This window comes from Ponticoccus sp. (in: a-proteobacteria) (assembly GCF_048381735.1).
This window is the reverse complement of sequence record NZ_JBLXGL010000013.1, coordinates 60,828-79,997: the sequence shown is the minus strand read 5'-3', so window position 1 is coordinate 79,997 and position 19,170 is coordinate 60,828. Positions and strand designations below refer to the sequence as shown.

Annotated in this window: 18 protein-coding genes; 12 read left to right on the top strand and 6 right to left on the bottom strand. The window is 69.4% G+C overall.

The annotated features are described in order from the left end of the window. The first annotated feature begins 414 nt into the window (after positions 1-414). A complete protein-coding gene (gene ileS / locus ACN5KJ_RS18430; RefSeq protein WP_418595410.1) occupies positions 415-3,312 on the top strand; it encodes an isoleucine--tRNA ligase in 2,898 nt (965 codons plus the stop codon). A 188-nt stretch (positions 3,313-3,500) separates the two neighbouring features. Then, the gene (locus ACN5KJ_RS18425; protein WP_347168017.1) at positions 3,501-4,703 is read left to right on the top strand and encodes an NAD(P)/FAD-dependent oxidoreductase; all 1,203 of its coding nucleotides are present in this window, start codon (positions 3,501-3,503) and stop codon (positions 4,701-4,703) included. Positions 4,704-5,001: 298 nt separating this feature from the next. On the opposite strand, the gene ACN5KJ_RS18420 is transcribed toward ACN5KJ_RS18425, so the two are convergent. Genes ACN5KJ_RS18420 through ACN5KJ_RS18410 form a run of 3 tightly spaced genes read right to left on the bottom strand, consistent with a single transcriptional unit; the run spans position 5,002 to position 7,969 of the window. Further along, on the bottom strand, positions 5,002-6,012 hold the full coding sequence (locus ACN5KJ_RS18420; RefSeq protein ID WP_418595408.1) for a YcjF family protein: 1,011 nt from the start codon (positions 6,010-6,012) through the stop codon (positions 5,002-5,004). After that, entirely contained in the window at positions 6,009-6,557 is a 549-nt protein-coding gene (locus ACN5KJ_RS18415) for an N-acetyltransferase family protein (RefSeq protein ID WP_418595406.1), read from the bottom strand. The genes ACN5KJ_RS18420 and ACN5KJ_RS18415 overlap by 4 nt, the downstream gene beginning before the upstream one ends. Beyond that, a complete protein-coding gene (locus ACN5KJ_RS18410; RefSeq protein WP_418595404.1) occupies positions 6,554-7,969 on the bottom strand; it encodes a YcjX family protein in 1,416 nt (471 codons plus the stop codon). Before ACN5KJ_RS18410 ends, ACN5KJ_RS18415 begins: the two co-directional genes overlap by 4 nt. Positions 7,970-8,219: 250 nt before the next feature. Between ACN5KJ_RS18410 and truA the strand changes: the two genes are divergently transcribed. The 3 genes from truA to argF all read left to right on the top strand — a co-directional run bounded on the left by truA (position 8,220) and on the right by argF (position 11,456). Further along, entirely contained in the window at positions 8,220-8,984 is a 765-nt protein-coding gene (truA, locus tag ACN5KJ_RS18405; RefSeq protein ID WP_418595402.1) for a tRNA pseudouridine(38-40) synthase TruA, read from the top strand. Positions 8,985-9,279: 295 nt separating this feature from the next. After that, a complete protein-coding gene (locus tag ACN5KJ_RS18400; RefSeq protein ID WP_418595400.1) occupies positions 9,280-10,452 on the top strand; it encodes an aspartate aminotransferase family protein in 1,173 nt (390 codons plus the stop codon). A 77-nt stretch (positions 10,453-10,529) separates the two neighbouring features. Further along, on the top strand, positions 10,530-11,456 hold the full coding sequence (argF, locus tag ACN5KJ_RS18395) for an ornithine carbamoyltransferase (RefSeq protein ID WP_418595399.1): 927 nt from the start codon (positions 10,530-10,532) through the stop codon (positions 11,454-11,456). A gap of 37 nt (positions 11,457-11,493) precedes the next feature. Here the strand turns inward: argF and hrpB are convergent, their stop codons facing one another. After that, on the bottom strand, positions 11,494-13,932 hold the full coding sequence (hrpB, locus tag ACN5KJ_RS18390) for an ATP-dependent helicase HrpB (RefSeq protein WP_418595397.1): 2,439 nt from the start codon (positions 13,930-13,932) through the stop codon (positions 11,494-11,496). A 148-nt stretch (positions 13,933-14,080) separates the two neighbouring features. Between hrpB and meaB the strand changes: the two genes are divergently transcribed. The 4 genes from meaB (at position 14,081) to ACN5KJ_RS18370 (ending at position 16,447) form a co-directional block, all read left to right on the top strand. After that, the gene (gene meaB, locus ACN5KJ_RS18385; RefSeq protein ID WP_418595395.1) at positions 14,081-15,061 is read left to right on the top strand and encodes a methylmalonyl Co-A mutase-associated GTPase MeaB; all 981 of its coding nucleotides are present in this window, start codon (positions 14,081-14,083) and stop codon (positions 15,059-15,061) included. Positions 15,062-15,208: 147 nt separating this feature from the next. Then, positions 15,209-15,496 carry a 50S ribosomal protein L28 gene (rpmB, locus tag ACN5KJ_RS18380; protein ID WP_023851286.1) on the top strand — a complete coding sequence of 96 codons (288 nt, stop codon included), beginning with the start codon at positions 15,209-15,211 and terminating at the stop codon, positions 15,494-15,496. A 109-nt stretch (positions 15,497-15,605) separates the two neighbouring features. After that, complete coding sequence (locus ACN5KJ_RS18375) at positions 15,606-15,947, top strand: hypothetical protein (protein ID WP_418595393.1); 342 nt, start codon at positions 15,606-15,608, stop codon at positions 15,945-15,947. A 38-nt stretch (positions 15,948-15,985) separates the two neighbouring features. Further along, complete coding sequence (locus ACN5KJ_RS18370; RefSeq protein ID WP_418595391.1) at positions 15,986-16,447, top strand: copper chaperone PCu(A)C; 462 nt, start codon at positions 15,986-15,988, stop codon at positions 16,445-16,447. Between the two features lie 10 nt (positions 16,448-16,457). Here the strand turns inward: ACN5KJ_RS18370 and ACN5KJ_RS18365 are convergent, their stop codons facing one another. Next, positions 16,458-17,141, bottom strand: a complete 684-nt coding sequence (locus tag ACN5KJ_RS18365; RefSeq protein WP_418595389.1) for an NAD-dependent deacylase — start codon at positions 17,139-17,141, stop codon at positions 16,458-16,460. A gap of 45 nt (positions 17,142-17,186) precedes the next feature. On the opposite strand from ACN5KJ_RS18365, the gene ACN5KJ_RS18360 reads away from it, so the two are divergent. Then, positions 17,187-17,627, top strand: a complete 441-nt coding sequence (locus tag ACN5KJ_RS18360; RefSeq protein WP_418595387.1) for a low molecular weight protein-tyrosine-phosphatase — start codon at positions 17,187-17,189, stop codon at positions 17,625-17,627. Here the strand turns inward: ACN5KJ_RS18360 and ACN5KJ_RS18355 are convergent. Then, the gene (locus ACN5KJ_RS18355) at positions 17,618-17,797 is read right to left on the bottom strand and encodes a CTP synthetase (protein WP_347166989.1); all 180 of its coding nucleotides are present in this window, start codon (positions 17,795-17,797) and stop codon (positions 17,618-17,620) included. The two genes, ACN5KJ_RS18360 and ACN5KJ_RS18355, sit on opposite strands and share 10 nt — an antisense overlap. A gap of 284 nt (positions 17,798-18,081) precedes the next feature. Between ACN5KJ_RS18355 and ACN5KJ_RS18350 the strand changes: the two genes are divergently transcribed. Then, complete coding sequence (locus ACN5KJ_RS18350) at positions 18,082-18,813, top strand: DUF1353 domain-containing protein (protein WP_418595385.1); 732 nt, start codon at positions 18,082-18,084, stop codon at positions 18,811-18,813. Positions 18,814-18,909: 96 nt separating this feature from the next. Continuing rightward, positions 18,910-19,140 (top strand): hypothetical protein, encoded by a 231-nt coding sequence (locus ACN5KJ_RS18345; protein WP_418595383.1) that lies wholly within the window; start codon positions 18,910-18,912, stop codon positions 19,138-19,140. Positions 19,141-19,170 lie beyond the last annotated feature (30 nt).

Sequence of the window (19,170 nt, the reverse complement as noted above, 5' to 3'; positions counted from 1 at the left end):
TCTCTTTCCTCTTGTCGGGCGCGCTGGCATGGCCTCCGGCGCCGGTGCCTTGAACATGCCGATGAAACGCGCCGTCGAAAGGGTTGGTGCCACGGGGCGCCGGAATCGGTGCCGGTTTGCCGGAAGCGGCCCCTGCGCCGCGCGGGTTTCGGCCACGCCGCACCGCGGCAGGGCGCGCGACCGGGGGTTTTCGCCGGTCCGGGCGGGAAGGGCGGCAGGTTCCCGCCCCTTTTCGTGGTCTCTGGACCCTTGGCGCCGCACCGCCTATAAGGCGGCACATGATGACCCCCACGGCTTTCATCATTCGAATTACGTGCCCGGCACTCTGAACGCTCAGACTGCCGGGACAAGGCGTATGGGATACCGCGCCGCACGCACCCCCTGACAAGACTTCCGTTTCCAAGGACAAGGCACATGTGCGCCGAGACGCCTGACTACAAAGATACCCTCAATCTGCCGAAGACCGATTTCCCCATGCGGGCGGGACTGCCCAAGCGCGAGCCCGGCTGGCTGGCGCGCTGGGAAGAGATCGGCATCTACGACCGCCTGCGCGAGAAGGAGGGCCGGACGCCCTTCACCCTGCACGACGGCCCGCCCTATGCGAACGGCCACCTGCACATCGGTCACGCGCTGAACAAGACGATCAAGGACATGATCGTGCGGTCGCACCAGATGATGGGCCACGATTCGCGCTACGTGCCGGGCTGGGACTGCCACGGCCTGCCGATCGAGTGGAAGATCGAGGAACAGTACCGCAAGAAGGGCCGCAACAAGGACGAGGTCAACGTCGTCGACTTCCGGCAGGAGTGCCGCAAGTTCGCCGAGGGCTGGGTCGATGTGCAGCGCGAAGAGTTCAAGCGCCTGGGCATCACCGGCAACTGGGCCGATCCCTACCTGACCATGGCCTTCCACGCCGAGCGCGTGATCGCCGAGGAGTTCCAGAAGTTCCTGATGAACGGCACGCTCTACCAGGGCTCGAAGCCGGTCATGTGGTCCCCGGTCGAAAAGACCGCCCTGGCCGAGGCCGAGGTCGAGTACCACGACAAGGAAAGCTTCACGATCTGGGTGAAGTTCGCCGTGCTGGGGGAGAGCGAGCTTGCCGGGGCCAAGGTGGTGATCTGGACCACGACGCCTTGGACCATCCCGTCCAACAAGGCCGTCGTCTACGGCGCCGACTATTCCTATGGCCTCTACGAGGTCACCGGCACGCCGGACGAATGCTGGCTGGAGGTGGGTGAACGCTTCATCCTCGCCGACAAGCTGGCCGGGCAGACCTTCGCCAAGGCACGTCTGGAGGACGGCCAGTGGCGCCGCGTCCGCGACGTGCCCGCCGATGAGCTGGCCGGGCTGTCGCTGGCCCACCCGCTGGCGGGCGCCGAAGGATCGAACGGCGAATGGGACGAGCCGCGCGACTTCCGCGCCGCCGATTTCGTCACCGACGAAGAGGGCACCGGCTTCGTGCATTGCGCGCCTTCGCACGGGATGGAGGAATACGAGCTCTACCGTGGTCTGGGGATGCTGGAACAGGTCATCACCTACAACGTGATGGACGACGGCGGCTTCCGCGCCGACCTGCCGTTCTTTGGCGGCACATACATCCTGAACCGCAAGGGCGGCGAGGGCGATGCCAACAAGGCGGTGATCGACAAGCTGGTCGAGGTCGGCGGGCTGATGGCGCGCGGCAAGATCAAGCACAGCTACCCGCATTCGTGGCGCTCCAAGGCGCCGGTGATCTTCCGCAACACGCCGCAGTGGTTCGCCGCCATCGACAAGCCGGTGGGCGACGGTCAGGACCAGAACGGCGAGACCATCCGCGCCCGTGCCCTGACCTGCATCGACAAGGTCAAGTGGACGCCGCAATCGGGCCGCAACCGCCTGTTTTCCATGATGGAGGCGCGGCCCGACTGGGTTCTGTCGCGCCAGCGCGCCTGGGGTGTGCCGCTGACCTGCTTCACGAAGAAGGGTGCGCTGCCGACCGACCCGGACTTCCTGTTGCGCGACGAAGCCGTCAACGCCCGCATCAACGAGGCCTTCGAGGCCGAGGGCGCCGATGCCTGGTACATGGAGGGCGCCAAGGAGCGTTTCCTCGGGTCCGACTACAAGGCCGACGACTGGGATCAGGTCTTCGACGTGCTCGACGTCTGGTTCGACAGCGGTTCGACCCACAGCTTCGTGCTGCGCGACCGCCCCGACGGCACCGAGGACGGCATCGCCGACGTCTACATGGAAGGCACCGACCAGCACCGCGGCTGGTTCCATTCCTCGCTCTTGCAGTCCGTGGGCACCACGGGCCGCGCGCCCTATCGCAACGTGGTCACGCATGGCTTCACGCTGGACGAGAAGGGCAACAAGATGTCCAAGTCGCTCGGCAACACCGTGGCGCCGGAGGATGTGATCAAGCAATACGGGGCCGATATCCTGCGGCTCTGGGTGGCGCAGACCGATTACACCGCCGACCAGCGCATCGGGCCCGAGATCCTGAAGGGCGTGGCCGACGGTTATCGCCGGTTGCGCAACACCATGCGCTACCTGCTGGGCGCCGTGGCCTATTACGACGAGGCCGAGCGGGTCGAACCGGCGGACATGCCGGAACTGGAACGCTATGTCCTGCACCGGGTCGCCGAACTGGACGCGGTGGTGCGCGAGGGCTATGCGCGCTTCGACTTCCAGCATGTCTTCCAGCAGCTGTTCAACTTCTGCACGCTGGACCTGTCGGCCTTCTACTTCGACATCCGCAAGGACGCGCTCTACTGCGACGGCGACACGGCGCGGCGGCGCGCGGCCCGGACGGTGATGGACATCCTGTTCCACCGCCTGACCACATGGCTGTCGCCGATCCTCGTCTTCACCATGGAAGAGGTCTGGCTGGAGCGTTTCCCCGAGGGATCCGTCCACCTGCAGGACTTCCCCGAGACGCCCGCAGCTTGGAAAGACGAGGCGCTGGCCGCCAAATGGGCGCAGGTCCGCCGCGCCCGGCGCGCGGTGACGGCGGCGCTGGAGGTGCAGCGGGTCGACAAGGTCATCGGCGCCTCGCTCGAGGCGGCGCCGGTGGTGCATGTGCGCGAGGCCGACATGCTGGCGGCGCTGAAGACCACCGCCTTCGAGGATATCATCATCACCTCGGACGTGCGCCTGACCGGCGATCCCTCGCCCGCCGAGGCCTTCCGCCTGCCGGAAGTGGACGGGGTGACGGTGGTCTTCGAAAAGGCCGAGGGCGAGAAGTGCCAGCGCTGCTGGAAGATCCTGCCGGACGTGGGCACGCACAGGCACCCCGGCACCTGCAAGCGCTGCGACGAGGCCCTGGGCCAGTAAAACCGACCACACCGACACGCCCCCGCCCGAACCGGCGGGGGCGTTGTCCTTTGCGGGATCGACATCGCGGCAGCGCCAGGGCCAGCGTCCAGGGCCGACAGGGCCGCCCCGGTGGGGGCCTGCGTCCCTTTGACGCTTGCGCTAACGGGAGTCCGGGTGAGACTCTGGCCCCCATAGGCGGGGGCGAGATGACTTTGACGATCGCGATTGTGGGCGCTGGGATTGGTGGGCTGGCTGCGGCGGCGGCGCTGTCGGGCGCCGGGCACCGGGTCGTGGTCTTCGACCGGTTCGACGCGCCCGCGCCGGTGGGCTCGGGGCTGGTGATCCAGCCGGTCGGGCAGGCGGTGCTGGACGGTCTTTCTGTCGGCGACACGGCCCGGCGCCGGGGCGCTAAGGTGCACCGCATGCTGGGCCGCGACGCAGACAGCGGTCGCCGCGTGCTGGACGTCAGTTACGACGCGCCCGGGGTGCCGCGCTACGGGCTGGCGATGCACCGCGCGGCGCTCTTCGATGTCCTTCATGACGCCGCCACGGCTGCCGGGGCAGAGATCCGGCCCGGCCATCGGGTGACAGCCGTCGAGGCGGGCGCCGTTCGGTTTGCTGCCGGGCCGGAGGGGCCGGGCGGGCAGGACGGGCCCTTCGATCTGGTGGTCGATGCCTCCGGCGCCGGGTCGGTGCTGTCGCCCATGCGGGCGCGGGCGCTGAGCTATGGCGCGCTGTGGGCGACGGTGGACTGGCCCGACACCACGACGCTGCCCTACAACGAGCTTCGGCAGGTCTATCGCCGGGCCGACAGGATGCTGGGGGTGCTGCCGGTCGGGCATCTGCCGGGAGGGGAGGCGCGCAAATGCGCGATCTTCTGGTCTCTGCCCGCCGGGGCGCAGGACGACTGGCGTGCCGCCGGGCTGCAGGCCTGGCGCGCCGAGGCCAGCGCGCTCTGGCCCGAATACGCACCCTTCGCCGCCCAGATCACCGATCCGGCGCAGATGACCATGGCACGCTATTCCCACGGTACGCTGCGCCGCCCCTGGTCGGACGGCGGGCGCCTGGTCCATATCGGCGACGCCGCGCATCGCGCCAGCCCGCAGCTGGGGCAGGGGGCCAATATGGCGCTGCTGGACGCCTGGGCGCTGGCCCGCGCGCTGGAGCGGGCGCAGGGCGACGTGGCGCTTGCGGCCCGCTGGTACGCGCAGGCCCGGCGCTGGCACGTGCGCGGCTATCAGGGGATGAGCCGCCTGTTCACCTCTCAGTACCAGTCCGACAGCCGCGTGCTGCCGCTGTTGCGCGACCGGGTGCTGTTTCCGCTGTCGCAGGTGTCACCGCTGCCGGGCGTGCTGACCCGGCTGGTCTGCGGCGACCTGCTGCCGCCGCTGGGATCGCTGTCCAACTGAGGGCGGTCGGGCCCGTCCTGCGGGCGCCGCGAGGCTGTTCTGGGGGCTGACCGGGCTGGTTTGTGGCGACCTGCTGCCGCCGCTGGGGGCGCTGTCAAACGGAGAGCAGTCCGGGGGCGTCTTGCAGGGGCTGCTGCGCTGGCGGTAACCCCACCGGCGTCGGAGTGCCTGGCGTGTCTGGCCCTCATCGGACCGGCGCGGCCGGTCCAGAGCGTCCCGCCGGCGATCCGGGGCCGCCTGTCACACGGCTGCGCCGCGTGTGCCGCAGGGCAACGGTGTCTTGGCCGCAGGGGGCGTCCTATCCCTTTTCCGTCACCACCAGTCCGCTCAGCGACGAGCGGATGATGCCCCGGACCGAGGGACGGGGGGCGGCGGTGAAGGGCAGCGGTCGGCAGACCTCCATCGCGGCAACGCCGACGCGGGCGGTGAGGGCACCATTGACCATGCCCTCTCCGAAGCGGCGCGAGAGCTTGCTCAGCAGCCCGCCGCCCAGAATGGGCTCCAGCATGTCGTCGCCCACCGCAACGGCGCCGGTCGCCACGAGGTGGGACATGACGGCGCGGGTCAGGCGCCAGCTGCCCAGCGTGCCCGAGCGGCCGCCGTAGATCTCGGCGATGCGGCGGATCATGCGCAGGTTGGCGGTCAGGGCCGCGACCACATCGGCCAGCGCCAGCGGCACCAGCGCGGTGACCGTGGCGACCTGCCGGGCGGCGGCCTCGACCTCGCGCCGGGCCTGCTTGTCGAGCGGCGCCAGAAGCGCGCTTTCTGCATGGGCGACGAGGCCCGCTGCGTCAAAGATCTCGTCCCGCCGCTCGGCCAGCTGCGCGCGGCCCCAGCGGGTGTCCTCGCGCGCCTTGTAGAGGGTCACGAGGTCGTCGGTCAGGGCGCGGGCCCCGGCCAGATCCTCGGCGGCAAGGACCTCTTGCGCGGCGTGATGCAGGCGGTCGATCTTCGCCAGCCGCGAGAAGGCGGCGATTTCCTTGATAGCGATGGCAAGGCAGACCAGGACGAAGGCCAGGATCAGCGCGGTGACCGCGTAGCCCAGGATCGGGTTGGCGGCGATCAGCCCGGTGGCGACATTCCACGCGGCGATGGAGGCGAAGGTGCCCACAAGCGCCAGCAGCAGCCGCCAGAACCAGCGCGCCAGCGCCGAGCCGGGCCGGGCGGTGAGGGCGGCGACGCTTTGCATCGCCTGCCCGCGCGGCGGGTCCAGATGCGGTTCGGGGACCGGCGGCGCCTCGGAGGGGCCGGGGGCGCTGTCGGTCTCGTCGAGGTCGAAGAGGACGGGGCCTTTGGGCGGGTTGGTCATGCGTCGTGCCCTTCGTTGAGGGAGGCGGGACAGGCGGCCGGGGAGGGGGGCTCTGCCCCCCGCTCCTGCGGAGCGCCCCCGGGATATTTGCGGACAGAAGAAGCCCCGGCGTCGCGCGTCCAGGTGAGGTGGATTTCCGGCAGGCCCTCGTCGCTGGCGGGCGGGCGGGCGATGCGGGTGAAGCCTTCGCGCCGGTAGAAGCGGCGGGCGCCGTGGTTCTCGGCGAAGGTCCAGAGGTCGAGGCGCGCGGTCCGGGCCTTGGCGTCGGCGACAAGCGCCCGGCCCAGGCCGCGGCCCTGCGCGTCGGGGGTGACGAAGAGGGCGTGGATATAGCTGCCCTCGCGGGCGAGGAAGGCCAGCGGCTCGCCCCTGGCCTCGGCCACGGTGACCCAGCCGCGGTCGATCATCTGGGCGGCATGGGCGATGTCCTCGGCGCCGCTGTGCAGGCGCGGCTTCCAGGCATTGGCCCGGGCGGCCTGGGTGATCATGGCGCCCAGCCTGCCCGCATCGGTGGGCCGGGCGCGGCGAAGAATTGCGGTGTTCATAGCCGGTCGCCGATCAGGAACTGCGCGGCGCGGTCGAGGCGGATATGCGGTGGGCCTTCGCCCGCCTTCAGCGTCAGCGGCGCGGGCGCGAAGCGCATCACCGAGTAGTCGCCGTCGAGCCATGCCTGGGCGCCCTTGCGCGCGGGACCAAGCAGGTGGTTCGGGTCCTCGGGCAGGGCGCCGGGGTAGAAGGCGGCCTGCCTGCCCGTGTCCAGCAGCGTGCCGCGCACGCAGGGCAGGGTCTGGACGCCATGGTCCATCATCTGCTCTGTCGTGGCGCGCAGGGCGGCGATGGAAAAGGCCTGCGTCTCGGCCCCGGCAAAGCGGGCGCGGTCGCGGGCGTCGCGGGTCAGCGCCTCCATGATCGCGGTCAGGCGGGGGTGTTGCAGGTGGTGCAGGTGGTCCGCCTTGGTGGCGGCGAAGAGGATCTTCTCGATCCGCTTGCCCAGGAAAAGCTGGCTGAGGAAAGCGTTGCCGCCGGGGCGGAAGGCTGTGAGGATATCGGTCAGGGTCTGGCGCAGGTCCTCGACGGCGCGGGGCCCGGCATGGATCGCGCCGAGCGCGTCCACCAGCACCACCTGCCGGTCGATGCGGCTGAAATGGTCGCGGAAGAAGGGTTTCACCACCCGCGCCTTGTAGCTGTCGAAGCGGCGTTCGAATTCGCGCCAGAGCGAGCGGCGCCCGGCCTCGGCATTGGGCGGCAGCGGCGCGAAGGTCAGCACCGGCGAGCCTTCGAGCTCGCCGGGCAGCAGGAAGCGGCCCGGGGAACAGTCGGAAAAGCCCGCCTCGCGGGCCTCGTGCAGCTGGGCGGTATAGGCCTCGGCCAGCGCCCTCGCGGTGCCCTCGTCCAGCGGTGCGGCGCTGTCGGTGGCCTTCAGCCGTTCCAGCAGGGCGGGGCCGCCGGGGCGGGTTTCGAGCCGGGTCAGCATCTGTTCGGACCACTGGCTGAAGGACTTTTCCATCAGCCCGAGGTCCAGCAGCCACTCGCCGGGGTAGTCGACGATATCCAGATGCAGCGTGCGCGGCCCCTGCAGGCCGGACAGCAGGCCATTGGGCCGGATGCGCAGCGACAGGCGCAGTTCCGACACCGCGCGGGTGCTGTCGGGCCAATGCGGCGCGCGGGCGGTCAGGGCGCCGAGGTGGGTTTCGAAATCGAAGCGCGGGAGGGTGTCGTCGGGCTGCGGTTGCAGGAAGGCCGAGAGGATGCGGCCCTCGGCCTGCGCGACGAGGCCGGGCATGCGCCCCCGGTCCATCAGGTTGGCCACCAGAGAGGTGATGAACACGGTCTTGCCGGCGCGCGACAGGCCGGTGACGCCCAGCCGGAGCGTCGGCTCCAGAAAGGCCTCGGAGAGCGTGCCCGTCACGTTCTCTACGCCGCGGGTGAGGGTGTCGGCGATGGTGCCAATGACCATGAGGGGCCTTTCCTTGCGCTTGCGGGAAACAGTTAGGGCCTTGGCGGGCCGGCCTCAAGGCTTTGGCGCCCGGGCCGGGCCGATCGGCGCGTCGGGACGGGGCTGCGGCAGGCGGGACAGGCCGGGCCTCCGGCGCGGGGAAGGGTGGGACCGGAGGTGCGGCTTGAATGCGGCGACTGCCCCCTGGGTCCGGCACCCCGGGCCGCCCGAGACAGTTGCGGGGGCGCGGGCGTCAGGGTAAGGCCCGGCCATGCCCCGCTATGCTCTTCTTGTGGAATATGACGGTCGTCCCTTTGCCGGGTGGCAAAGACAGGCGGACCAGCCCTCGGTTCAGGGGGCCATCGAGGCCGCGCTGGCGCGACTGGAGCCGCGCGCCCATACCATCGCGGCGGCGGGCCGCACCGACGCGGGGGTCCATGCGCGCGGGCAGGTGGCCCATTGCGACATGGTCAAGGACTGGGACCCGTTCCGCCTGTCGGAGGCGCTGAACCACCACCTGAAGCCGGCCCCGGTGGCAATCCGCGCCTGCCGGGCGGTCCCGGACGACTGGCACGCGCGCTTCTCGGCGGTCGAGCGGCGCTACCTGTTCCGGCTGCTGATGCGCCGCGCGCCCGCAACGCTGGAAACCGGGCAGGTCTGGCGGGTGATGCATTCGCTGGACGTCGAGGCCATGCGGGCCGGGGCGGCCTTCCTGCTGGGGCAGCATGATTTCACCACCTTCCGCTCGGTCATGTGCCAGTCGCGCTCTCCGGTGAAGACGCTGGACGAGATCCGCATCGAACAGATCGAGGGCGCGGCGGGGCCGGAAATCCGGTTCTCGCTGCGGGCGCGGTCCTTCCTGCACAACCAGGTCCGTTCCATTGTCGGCACGCTGGAGCGGGTCGGCGCCGGGGCCTGGCCGCCCGCCCGCGTCGGCGAGGCGCTGGCGGCGCGCGACCGTGCGGCCTGCGGCCCGGTCTGCCCGCCGCACGGGCTGTACCTGACCGGCGTGGGCTACCCCGACCCGGTTTTCTGAGGCCCCGGGGCCAGAGGCCACTCCGGCGGTGCCGCGCCCCGGGCTGTGCTTGTCCACCCCCGATCTCACCGCAGGGCCGGGTGCCGCCGCTCTGGCCTCTTGCATTGCGCGCCGTTTTGCGCAATCTGCGGGTCATGACGCACGTGATCCGCATCCGACGAGCCTGACCTCGCCCCCTGCCGCGCCCCGATCCGGGGCCGCGATCTCTCTCTGCGTCTGCAACCCCCCTAAAACCTTGACTCGGCCCCGGTGCCTTGCCACCAATCGGGCCTCTTCACTTCCCGAGGATACCTCTATGATCGCCTCCGTTCTGCCCACCTACAACCGTGCGCCGCTTCACTTCGTGAAGGGCGAAGGCTGCTGGCTGATCGAGGAGGACGGGCGCCGATTCCTCGACCTCGGCTCGGGCATCGCCGTCAACGCGCTGGGCCATGCCGCGCCGGAACTGGTGCAGGTGCTCACCGAGCAGGCGCAGAAGCTCTGGCACGTCTCGAACCTCTACGAGATCCCGGGCCAGCAGGCGCTGGCCGATGCGCTGGTCGAACGGACCTTCGCCGACACGGTCTTCTTTACCAATTCGGGCACCGAGGCCTGCGAACTGGCGGTCAAGATGGCCCGCAAGTACTGGCACGACAAGGGCAAGCCGGAGAAGGTCGAGATCCTGACCTTCGAGGGCTGCTTCCACGGCCGGTCCTCGGCGGCCATCGCCGCCTCGGGCGCGCCGAAGATGGTCGGCGGTTTCGGACCGGTGCTGCCGGGCTTCGTGCATCTGCCCTGGGACGACCACGAGGCCCTGACCGCCGCGATTACCGACAAGACCGCCGCCATCCTGATCGAGCCGATCCAGGGCGAAGGCGGCATCCGTGTCCTGCCTGACCAGTCGCTGAAGGACCTGCGCCGGCTCTGCGATGAAAAAGGCGTTCTGCTGATCCTCGACGAGGTGCAATGCGGCGTCGGCCGGACCGGCAAGCTCTTTGCCCACGAATGGGCGGGCGTCACACCCGATATCATGATGTCGGCCAAGGGCATCGGCGGGGGCTTCCCGCTGGGCGCGGTGCTGGCCACCGAAGAGGCCGCCAGCGGCATGGTCGCGGGCACCCACGGCTCGACCTATGGCGGCAACCCGCTGGGCTGCGCGCTGGGTCTCGCCGTGATCGAGCGCATCGGCAACGACGACTTCCTCGACGCTGTGCGCCAGCGTGCCGGTTTCCTGCGCCAGAAGCTCGAGGGCCTCGTCGCCGCCCACCCCGAGGTCTTCGAGGGCGTGCGCGGCATGGGCCTGATGCTGGGCCTGAAGTGCCGGGCCAATGTCGCCGAGGTGGTCAAGGCGGGCTACGCGGCCGAGGTCATCACGGTGCCCGCCGCCGACAACGTGCTGCGCCTGCTGCCGCCGCTCAATATCACCGAAGACGAAATCGCCGAGGCCGTCACCCGCCTCGACAAGGCCGCCAGCGCCGTTGCGGCCTGATCTTCTTCTTGGCCCAAATACCCTCGGGGGTGCGGGGGCAGGGCCCCCGTCCCTCGGCAAAAAAGAAAAGCTTTGAAATGAAAAACTTCCTCGACATTCACAAGACCGACAAGGCCGATCTGCGCGGCATCATCGACACTGCCCGCGCCATGAAGGACGCGCGTCAGGGCCGCCCGCGCGGCGCCCCGGACGACACCCGTCCGCTGGAGGGGCGCATGGTCGCGCTGATCTTCGAAAAGCCCTCGACCCGGACCCGCGTGTCCTTCGACGTGGGCGTGCGGCAGATGGGCGGCCAGACCATGGTGCTGTCGGGCTCGGAAATGCAGCTTGGCCATGGCGAGACCATCGCCGATACGGCCCGGGTGCTGTCGCGCTACGTCGACATGATCATGATCCGGACCTTCGACGAAAGCGTGATCGAGGAAATGGCGGAGTACGCCTCCGTTCCCGTCATCAACGGTCTCACGGATCGCACGCACCCCTGCCAGATCATGGCCGACGTGCTGACCTTCGAAGAACACCGCGGCCCGATCGCGGGCAAGAAGGTGGTCTGGTGCGGCGACGGCAACAACGTCTGCGCCTCCTTCCTGCATGCGGCGGGGCAGTTCGGCTTCGACCTGACCTTCTCGGGGCCGGTCCAGCTGGACCCCGAGCCGGAATTCGTCGGCTGGGCGCGCGGGCAGGGCAGCACCGTGACCATCGAGCGCGACCCGAAGAAGGCGGTCGAAGGCGCCGACCTGATCGTCGCCGACACCTGGGTGTCCATGCATGACGCGCAATCCGCGAAAGAGCGGCGTCACAACATGCTGCGGCCCTATCAGGTGAACGCCGAGCTGATGGCGGCGGCCAAGCCGGACGCGCTGTTCATGCATTGCCTGCCCGCCCACCGCGAAGAGGAAGTGACCTCTCAGGTCATGGACGGCCCCAACTCGGTCATCTGGGACGAGGCCGAGAACCGCCTGCACGCGCAGAAGGCGATCATGCGCTGGTGCCTGGGCGTCTGAGCGGCACGGCCTCCGGTCCCGGGCGGGGCCGGAGCGGCTACTTCCGCGGTTTTGCCCGCAGGGTCGGCGCGGCCTCGGTCGGGTCCTCGGGCCAGGGGTGTTTGGGGTACTGCGCGCGCATGTCCTTGCGGACCTCGGCGTAGGACCCCGCCCAAAAGCCGGGCAGGTCCATGGTGGTCTGCACCGGGCGCTGCGCCGGGCTGAGAAGGGTCAGTTTCAACGGGCGCCGCCCCGAGACCGGATGCGTGGTCTGGCCGAAAAGCTCTTGCAGGCGCAGGGAAATCTCCGGGTGCTCACCCGAATAGTCGATGGGCACCTGCCGCCCCAGCGGCGTGGTGAAATGCGCCGGCACGGCCCTGTCCAGGGCCTGCATCTGGTCCCAGTCGAGCATGGCACGCAGGGCGGGCAAGAGGTCGAAACGCTTCCAGTCCTGCGCGGTCCGCACGCCCTGAAGATGCGGCAGCAGCCATGTTTCCAGGGTGTCGCCAAGCGCCTTCAGGCTCATGTCGGGCAGGGTGGCGCCGCTCTCCCGGGCCAGCGCCACGCGGGCCATGAAGCGGCGCGCCGCATCGCCCGGCGCGAGGCCCAGATCCCGGACCCCGTCGAGCATCGCAAGGCAGAGCGCATCCTCGCTGGCATCCTTCCAGAGGCGGTCGTCAAGGAAGATGGCTCCCAGCCGTTCTTGCCGTCTTGCAACAACGCGCCTGTCGCGCTTGTCCCAAGAGCAGCGATCAACCCATTCGATCTGATCGGAAAACTGTGCCCGGATCTCACTTTCCGAAATTGGAATGGCTTGCCGGATTCGCGCTTCTCGCGGATTCCCATCCGTGTCTGTCACCACAAGGAAGCGGCTGCCCGAAAGCGGATCGCCCTCGGGCAGGATCGCGCCCTTGCCACCGGAGAGGATAAAGCGCGGCGCCTCGCCCCTCCGCCGCTGGCCGATCCGGTCGGGGTAGGCCAGCGCCGCCATCTCGGCGACCGAGCGCCCGGCATCGGCGGTCCTGGTCAGGCGCGCGAGACGTTTCGCCTCTGTGCGGATGCGTTCAATTGCACCGCGGTCGACCCCCTGCGACCGGGTCTCGGCGAAACGCCGGGGATCGGTCAGCGCCTCCATCCGCAGGGCAAGGTCTGTGGATGATCCTGTGAGCGGATCGCGTTCCGACAAGAGCGCGGCCAGCCGGGCGGCTTCCGGCCCGGATTCATGCAGCATATGGGCAAGCCGGGGGTGCAGGGGAAGGCGCGAAATCGCCTTTCCCCGGGGTGTGATCAGGCCCTTGTCGTCCAGGGCACCCAGCATCTTCAGCAGCGCCTGTGCCTCGCCGAAGGCGGCGGCGGGCGGCGGGGTCAGGAAGGGCAGCTGATCCGGCACGGCGCCCCAGGCCGCCAGTTCCAGGGCCAGCGAAGCGAGGTCCGAAGCCTCGATTTCCGCGGGGGGAAAGGCGCTTGAAGCGCCTTCCTCCCCCTTCGTCCACAGCTTGTAGGCGATACCGGGTGCCACCCGCCCGGCGCGCCCGGCGCGCTGCGTGGCCTCGGCGCGGGTCACCCGTTCCGTCACCAGCCGCGACATGCCGGAGCCGGGGTCGAAGCGTGCGCGCCGGGCGCGTCCGCCATCGACCACCACGCGGATGTCCTCGATGGTCAGCGAGGTCTCGGCGATCGCGGTCGCCAGCACCAGCTTGCGGCCCTGCGGCTCGGGCCGGATCGCCGCGCGCTGCGCGGGCAGGGGCATGGCACCGAAGAGTGTGTGCAGGCGGGCATCGGCGGGCAGGCGGCCCTTCAGGCGCGCTTCCGTGCGGCGGATCTCTCCTTCGCCGGGCAGGAAGGCGAGGATGCCGCCCTGCGTTTCCTCCAGCGCCTTCAGGATGAGGTCCGACATGGCCTCTTCCAGGCGGCTGCGCTTGTCGAGCGGGCGGTCGAGCCAGCGGTCCTCGACCGGGTAGGACCGGCCCTGCGAGGTCACCACCGGCGCGCCCATGAGCTCGGCCACCGGGGCGGCGTCCAGCGTGGCGGACATCACCAGCAGGATCAGGTCGTCGCGCAGGGCCGAGGCGATGTCGAGGCAGAAGGCCAGCCCGAGGTCGGCATTCAGCGACCGTTCGTGGAATTCGTCGAAGAGCACCGCGCCCACGCCCGGCAGCTCGGGGTCGGACTGGATCATGCGGGTCAGGATGCCCTCTGTCACCACCTCGATCCGGGTCGAGCGCGAGACCTTGGCCTCGCCCCGCATGCGGTAGCCGACGGTCTGGCCCGGCTCTTCCCCCAGTTGTTCGGCCAGGCGCTGCGCGGCGGCGCGGGCGGCCAGGCGGCGTGGCTCCAGCATGACGATGCGGCCTTTTGTCAGACCCGCCTCGAGCATGGCGAGCGGCACGCGCGTGGTCTTGCCCGCGCCGGGCGGCGCCTGCAGCACGGCGCGCCCCGTCGCGCGCAGCGCGGCAAGCAGGTCGGGCAGGGCGTCGTCGATGGGCAGGCGGGTCATGTCAGCGCTTTAGCGCGGCGGCGGGGCGTTTGGCCAGTGGGGAGGGGGACGCTGTCCCCGGCCCTCGCGGGCCTCCCCCTGAGGTATTTGTGAGACCGAAGAAGCACGGGTTCTGGACTTTCGATCCGGGGCGCGGGATGACAGGGGCATGGATATCGACGATCTGAAGGCCCGCATCCTCGCGGGCGAGCGGCGGGCTCTGGCACGCGCCATCACGCTGGTGGAAAGCGGGCGGGCGGATCACCGCGCCGATGCGCTGAGGCTGTTGGAGTCGCTAAAGGGCCACGGGCGCGAGGCCCTGCGCGTGGGGCTGTCGGGGACGCCGGGGGTGGGCAAGTCGACCTTCATCGAGGCCTTCGGGTTGAAGCTGACCGCCCAGGGGCTGAAGGTGGCCGTTCTGGCGGTCGATCCCTCGTCGGCGCGGTCCGGCGGATCGATTCTCGGCGACAAGACCCGGATGGAGCGGTTGTCGCGCGACAAGGGCGCCTTCATCCGGCCGTCCCCCTCGCAAAGCCAGCTTGGCGGCGTCGCCCGGCGCACCCGGGAGGCCATCGACCTCTGCGAGGCGGCGGGTTTCGACGTGGTGCTGATCGAGACGGTGGGTGTCGGCCAGTCCGAGACCATGGTGGCCGAGATGTCGGATCTCTTCCTGCTGCTGTTGGCCCCCGCCGGTGGCGACGAGCTGCAGGGGGTGAAGCGCGGCATCATGGAGATGGCGGATATCCTGCTGGTCAACAAGGCGGACGGCGAGCTGAAGCGGCAGGCGATTCGCACCTGCGCGGATTACGCGGGCGCCCTGCGGCTGTTGCGCAAACGCCCGCAGGATCCCGAGGGTTTCCCCAAGGCGCTGCCGGTTTCGGCGCTGGAGGAAGAGGGCCTGCAGAAGGCCTGGGACGAGATGACCGCGCTTGCCGACTGGCGCCGGGCCGAGGGACATTTCGCGGCCCGCCGGGCGGCGCAGGCGCGGTTCTGGTTCGAGGCCGAGGTGCGCGACCGGCTGCTGGCGCGGCTGGTGCGCGAGCCCCTGAAAGGCGCCATGAGGTCCATGGCCGGGCAGGTGGAAAACGGCGAGATCAGCCCCTCGGCCGCCGCCGAAGAGCTTTTGCGCGCGCATCTGATGCTGGAATAGAGGGGGCGGGACTTGACGGGCGGGCGCGCTGCGGCTAAAGCCACCCGACAGCTTTCCGGGCGCCCCCCGACTCAAAAACGGGCGGCGCCCTTTGATTTTGGCGAGTGGGGCCTTGTCCCGGCGCCCTGAGACAACGAGGACGAAGACATGTCGCGTGTTTGCGAACTGACCGGAAAAGGCCCGATGGTTGGCAACAATGTCAGCCATGCCAACAACAAGACCAAGCGGCGCTACCTGCCGAACCTGAACGACGTGACCCTGCGCTCGGAAGCGCTGGGCCGTGGCATCAAGCTGCGGATCACGGCTTCGGCTCTGCGTTCGGTGGACCACCGTGGCGGTCTCGACAAGTTTCTGGCGAAGGCCAAGGACGTCGAGCTGTCCGACCGCGCGCTGAAGGTCAAGAAAGAGATTGCGAAGGTTCAGGCAGAGGCCTGATTTCCTTTCTCTTTTCCAGGGTTTGACGGCCTCGGGTGGAAACGCCCGGGGCCGTTGCCTTTTGTCGCGTGCGTCCCCTGTCGCGGCGCGCTATAAGCCTGCCATGCGCATGATCCGCCCCCTTGTTCTGGTGCTGACGCTGCTGTCGCTGACGGTGACAGGGGTCGGCGGAGCATGGGCGCGCGGGCAGGCGCCCGCCGTGGGCACCGTGGAGCTTTGCCTCGGGCTGTCGGCTGTCACGGTCTCTGTGGACGCCAGCGGCCAGCCGGTCGCGCCGCCGCATCTGTGCGGTGAAAAGGCCCTTTCGCTGATTCTCGCCCTTGCGGCCCCGACCCCCAAGGGCCTTTGGCGCCCGTTGGAAACGGTGGTGCATGTGGCCCCCGCAGAGCAGCGTGCCGCGGGCTTCGGCCCCTGGGCCAGCCGGGCCCGGGGACCGCCACCCGCCCTCTGATTCGCCTTTCCCTTTCCTGAAACCGAATGCAGAGACTCATGAAACACACCGTTATGCTCACCGGCCTGATGGCCGTTCTCGCCATGCCCGCCGCCGCTGAAATCGTCGTCAAGGACGCCTATGCGCGGTCGTCCAATGCCATGGCGGGCGCCGCCTTCATGGCGATCGAGAACACCGGCCCCGAGGACGATCGCCTGATCGGCGCCGCCTCGGACGTGGCGAAGCGCGTCGAATTGCACACCCACCGCGACATGGGCGGTGGCGTGATGAAGATGATGCACGTCGAAGAGGGCTTTGCCCTGCCCGCAGGCGAAACGCATAGGCTGATGCGCGGCGGCGATCACGTCATGTTCATGGGGCTGAATGGCACCATGGAGCAGGGCGATACGGTCACCGTGACGCTGACCTTCGAAAACGCCGGCGAGCAGGTCGTCGAGATCCCCGTCGACCTTGAGCGCAAGCCCGATCATTCGGGCCATGGCGGTCACGCCGGCCACTGATCGCGGTGCCTTACCCCGCCAGCAGCCTGTCGACCCACTGGGGGACAATGCGGCTGGCGGGTCCGGTGTGATGCGCGTCGAAGGCGCCCGAGACATCGGTGCTTTCGAGGTTCAGTTCGACCGTATGGGCGCCCCTTGCGGCGGCCTCCTGCACGAATCCGGCGGCGGGATAGACCTGCCCCGAGGTGCCGATGGCCGCGAAGACCGTGCATTCTGCAAGGCGGTCCGCGATCAGGTCCATGTGGTAGGGCATTTCGCCGAACCAGATCACGTCCGGGCGCGTGGCCCGGGCCGCGCAGGCCGGGCAGGGGTCGTCGGGCGCCATGGTGGCGGGCGCCTCCCAGCCATGGCCGCAGGCGGCGCAGAGCGCGCGCGACAGGGCGCCGTGCATGTGGATCGCCTCGGCGCCCGCCTTCTCGTGCAGCCCGTCGACGTTCTGCGTGATCAGCGTCACCGGCGCGTGCCCGGCAAGCCGGGCCAGTGCCCTGTGCGCCGCGTTGGGCTGGGCCGCGGCGGCCTGCGCGCGGCGGGCGTTGTAGAATTCATGCACCAGCGCCGGGTTGCGGGCGAAGCCCTCGGGCGTGGCGACGTCTTCGATCCGGTGCTGCGCCCAGAGGCCCTCGGCGTCGCGAAAGGTGCCAAGCCCGCTTTCGGCGGAAAGCCCCGCGCCGGTGAGAACCACGATCCTGTCCATGCCGTCTTCCTTGAGATCCCTTTTCCGGGATTGTAGGGCAGGGGCATGGGAAAGCGCATCCTCTTTGTCTGCCTCGGGAATATCTGCCGGTCGCCCTCTGCCGAGGCGGTGGTGCGGCGGATGGCCGAGGACCGGGGCCTGACGGTCGGCCTGGACAGCGCGGGCACCGGCGCCTGGCACATCGGAGAGCCGCCCTACGGCCCGATGCAAAAGGCGGCGCGGGCGCGGGGATACGATCTGTCGGGATTGCGGGCGCGCCGGGTGACCCGGGATGACTTCGACCGGTTCGACATGGTCGTGGCGATGGATCGCGACAACCTCGACGATCTGCGCGCCCTTGCGCCCGGTGGCGCCGACCTGCGGCTGATGACGGATTTCGCGCCGGGCTGCGGGGCCTCGGTGCCGGATCCGTATTACACGCGCGACTTCGACGGCACGCTGGATCTGATAGAGCGCTGCGCGCGGGGCCTGCTGGATCAGCTGTAAAGGCGGCGCGCCACCAGCCAGGCCACCGGCAGCGCCGCGACAAAGCCAAGGGCTGCGGCGATCAGGATCGGCAGAAGCGTGTCGTAGCCCGCCACCAGAACCGCAATGACGGCGGTTCCGGCAAGGGAGGTCGAGATCAGGGTGTAAAGAATACCGGCCAGGCGCAACATGGGGGGTCCTTTCGCTTGTGCATGGACCATGTGCATAGGGTCGGATGCGGCGCCTTGATCCAGGTCAGGCCCTCGGCTTGAACATGCCCGGGGTTTCACCATAGGTTGCGGCAAAACCAATTTGTTTCGGAAATCCCATGTTCAGATCCGGCTTTTTCTGCCTTGCAGCCCTTTCCCTGACAGCCTGTGCCCCAACCCTTCCGCGTCACGGCGGCGGCGGATTCGAGCCCGAGGTCTCTTGCCTGACACAACCCGGGTGCAGCTTCGACCAAAGCCCGGTCCGGGTGCTGAACGAACCGGTGCGCCTGCCGAACCGGGCCTATACCTTCTTTCCGGTCGCACAGCCGTTGAACTTCGTCGATGCCAAGGGAAGCCAATGGGTTGCCCCGGCCCGGACCCTGACCGACGGGGCCTCTATCCCGAAGATCTTCGTCTCGATCGTCGGAGAGCCGACCTCACCGGAATACATCAACGCGGCGGCGGTGCACGATGCCTATTGCGGGGTCGGAAACGAGACGGGCCCGATGTTCCACCGCGCCGACTGGCAGGACGTCCATCTGATGTTCTACGACGGGCTGATTGTCGGCGGCACAGATCCGAAGCGGGCGAAGATCATGTTCGCGGCGGTCTGGCTGGGGGGACCGCGCTGGCCCGATGGCGGCGGCGGCGGAGTCATTTCGACCCAGGGCACCGAGGTGATCGCGCCGGACAACCATGCGCATGCGCTGGCGCCGGTGCCCGTGGCGCGGCTGCAAGAGGCGATGCGCCAGAGCATCCGGCACATCAACCGCAATGATCCGACCATGCCGGAGCTGGTCGATTACCTCTGGTGGCTGCAAGGCGAAATGCTGCGCGAGGTGGCCGGGTCCGATGACCGGCACGGTGGCGGCCTGGCCCATGCCTCTGACGGCGACGAGCCCGAGTACACGCCCGATCCCGAAGCGGGCGCAAGCGATCTGTCCCCCGATGAACCCGGCGCGGTGACGGACCCGGTCGAGCCTGGCGTCGCCTTCTAGATCGGCGGCGGAGCGTTCCCGCTGCCCGGCAGCCCTTCGATGCAACGCGAATCGGGGGGCGGGGGTTGTCCTGCCAGAGCAAAGGAGGCCCGCCGCATGTTTCCCCTCATGACACTGCCGCAGCAGATGATGCTGATCTCGATGCAGGCTACGCAGGCCTATTTCGTCACATATCTCGAGACCTCCCTGCGGCTTATGGCGCAGGGGCACATGGCTTCGGAAGAGGTGGCGGGCAGGGTCACCGCCGCCGCCGAACAGGTGAACCGGGCCGCGCAGGACGCCCTGTGCGCGGCTGGCAAGGACAAGTGCGACTCTCTGCCGGTCTGACCGAAGCCCGTTGTCCCGGAGTGGCGGCAA

Coding starts and splice junctions, on each gene's coding strand:
- ileS (WP_418595410.1), top strand. CDS start 415: ATGTGCGCCGAGACGCCTGACTACAAAGATACCCTCAATCTGCCGAAG.
- ACN5KJ_RS18425 (WP_347168017.1), top strand. CDS start 3,501: ATGACTTTGACGATCGCGATTGTGGGCGCTGGGATTGGTGGGCTGGCT.
- ACN5KJ_RS18420 (WP_418595408.1), bottom strand. CDS start 6,012: ATGACCAACCCGCCCAAAGGCCCCGTCCTCTTCGACCTCGACGAGACC.
- ACN5KJ_RS18415 (WP_418595406.1), bottom strand. CDS start 6,557: ATGAACACCGCAATTCTTCGCCGCGCCCGGCCCACCGATGCGGGCAGG.
- ACN5KJ_RS18410 (WP_418595404.1), bottom strand. CDS start 7,969: ATGGTCATTGGCACCATCGCCGACACCCTCACCCGCGGCGTAGAGAAC.
- truA (WP_418595402.1), top strand. CDS start 8,220: ATGCCCCGCTATGCTCTTCTTGTGGAATATGACGGTCGTCCCTTTGCC.
- ACN5KJ_RS18400 (WP_418595400.1), top strand. CDS start 9,280: ATGATCGCCTCCGTTCTGCCCACCTACAACCGTGCGCCGCTTCACTTC.
- argF (WP_418595399.1), top strand. CDS start 10,530: ATGAAAAACTTCCTCGACATTCACAAGACCGACAAGGCCGATCTGCGC.
- hrpB (WP_418595397.1), bottom strand. CDS start 13,932: ATGACCCGCCTGCCCATCGACGACGCCCTGCCCGACCTGCTTGCCGCG.
- meaB (WP_418595395.1), top strand. CDS start 14,081: ATGGATATCGACGATCTGAAGGCCCGCATCCTCGCGGGCGAGCGGCGG.
- rpmB (WP_023851286.1), top strand. CDS start 15,209: ATGTCGCGTGTTTGCGAACTGACCGGAAAAGGCCCGATGGTTGGCAAC.
- ACN5KJ_RS18375 (WP_418595393.1), top strand. CDS start 15,606: ATGATCCGCCCCCTTGTTCTGGTGCTGACGCTGCTGTCGCTGACGGTG.
- ACN5KJ_RS18370 (WP_418595391.1), top strand. CDS start 15,986: ATGAAACACACCGTTATGCTCACCGGCCTGATGGCCGTTCTCGCCATG.
- ACN5KJ_RS18365 (WP_418595389.1), bottom strand. CDS start 17,141: ATGGACAGGATCGTGGTTCTCACCGGCGCGGGGCTTTCCGCCGAAAGC.
- ACN5KJ_RS18360 (WP_418595387.1), top strand. CDS start 17,187: ATGGGAAAGCGCATCCTCTTTGTCTGCCTCGGGAATATCTGCCGGTCG.
- ACN5KJ_RS18355 (WP_347166989.1), bottom strand. CDS start 17,797: ATGTTGCGCCTGGCCGGTATTCTTTACACCCTGATCTCGACCTCCCTT.
- ACN5KJ_RS18345 (WP_418595383.1), top strand. CDS start 18,910: ATGTTTCCCCTCATGACACTGCCGCAGCAGATGATGCTGATCTCGATG.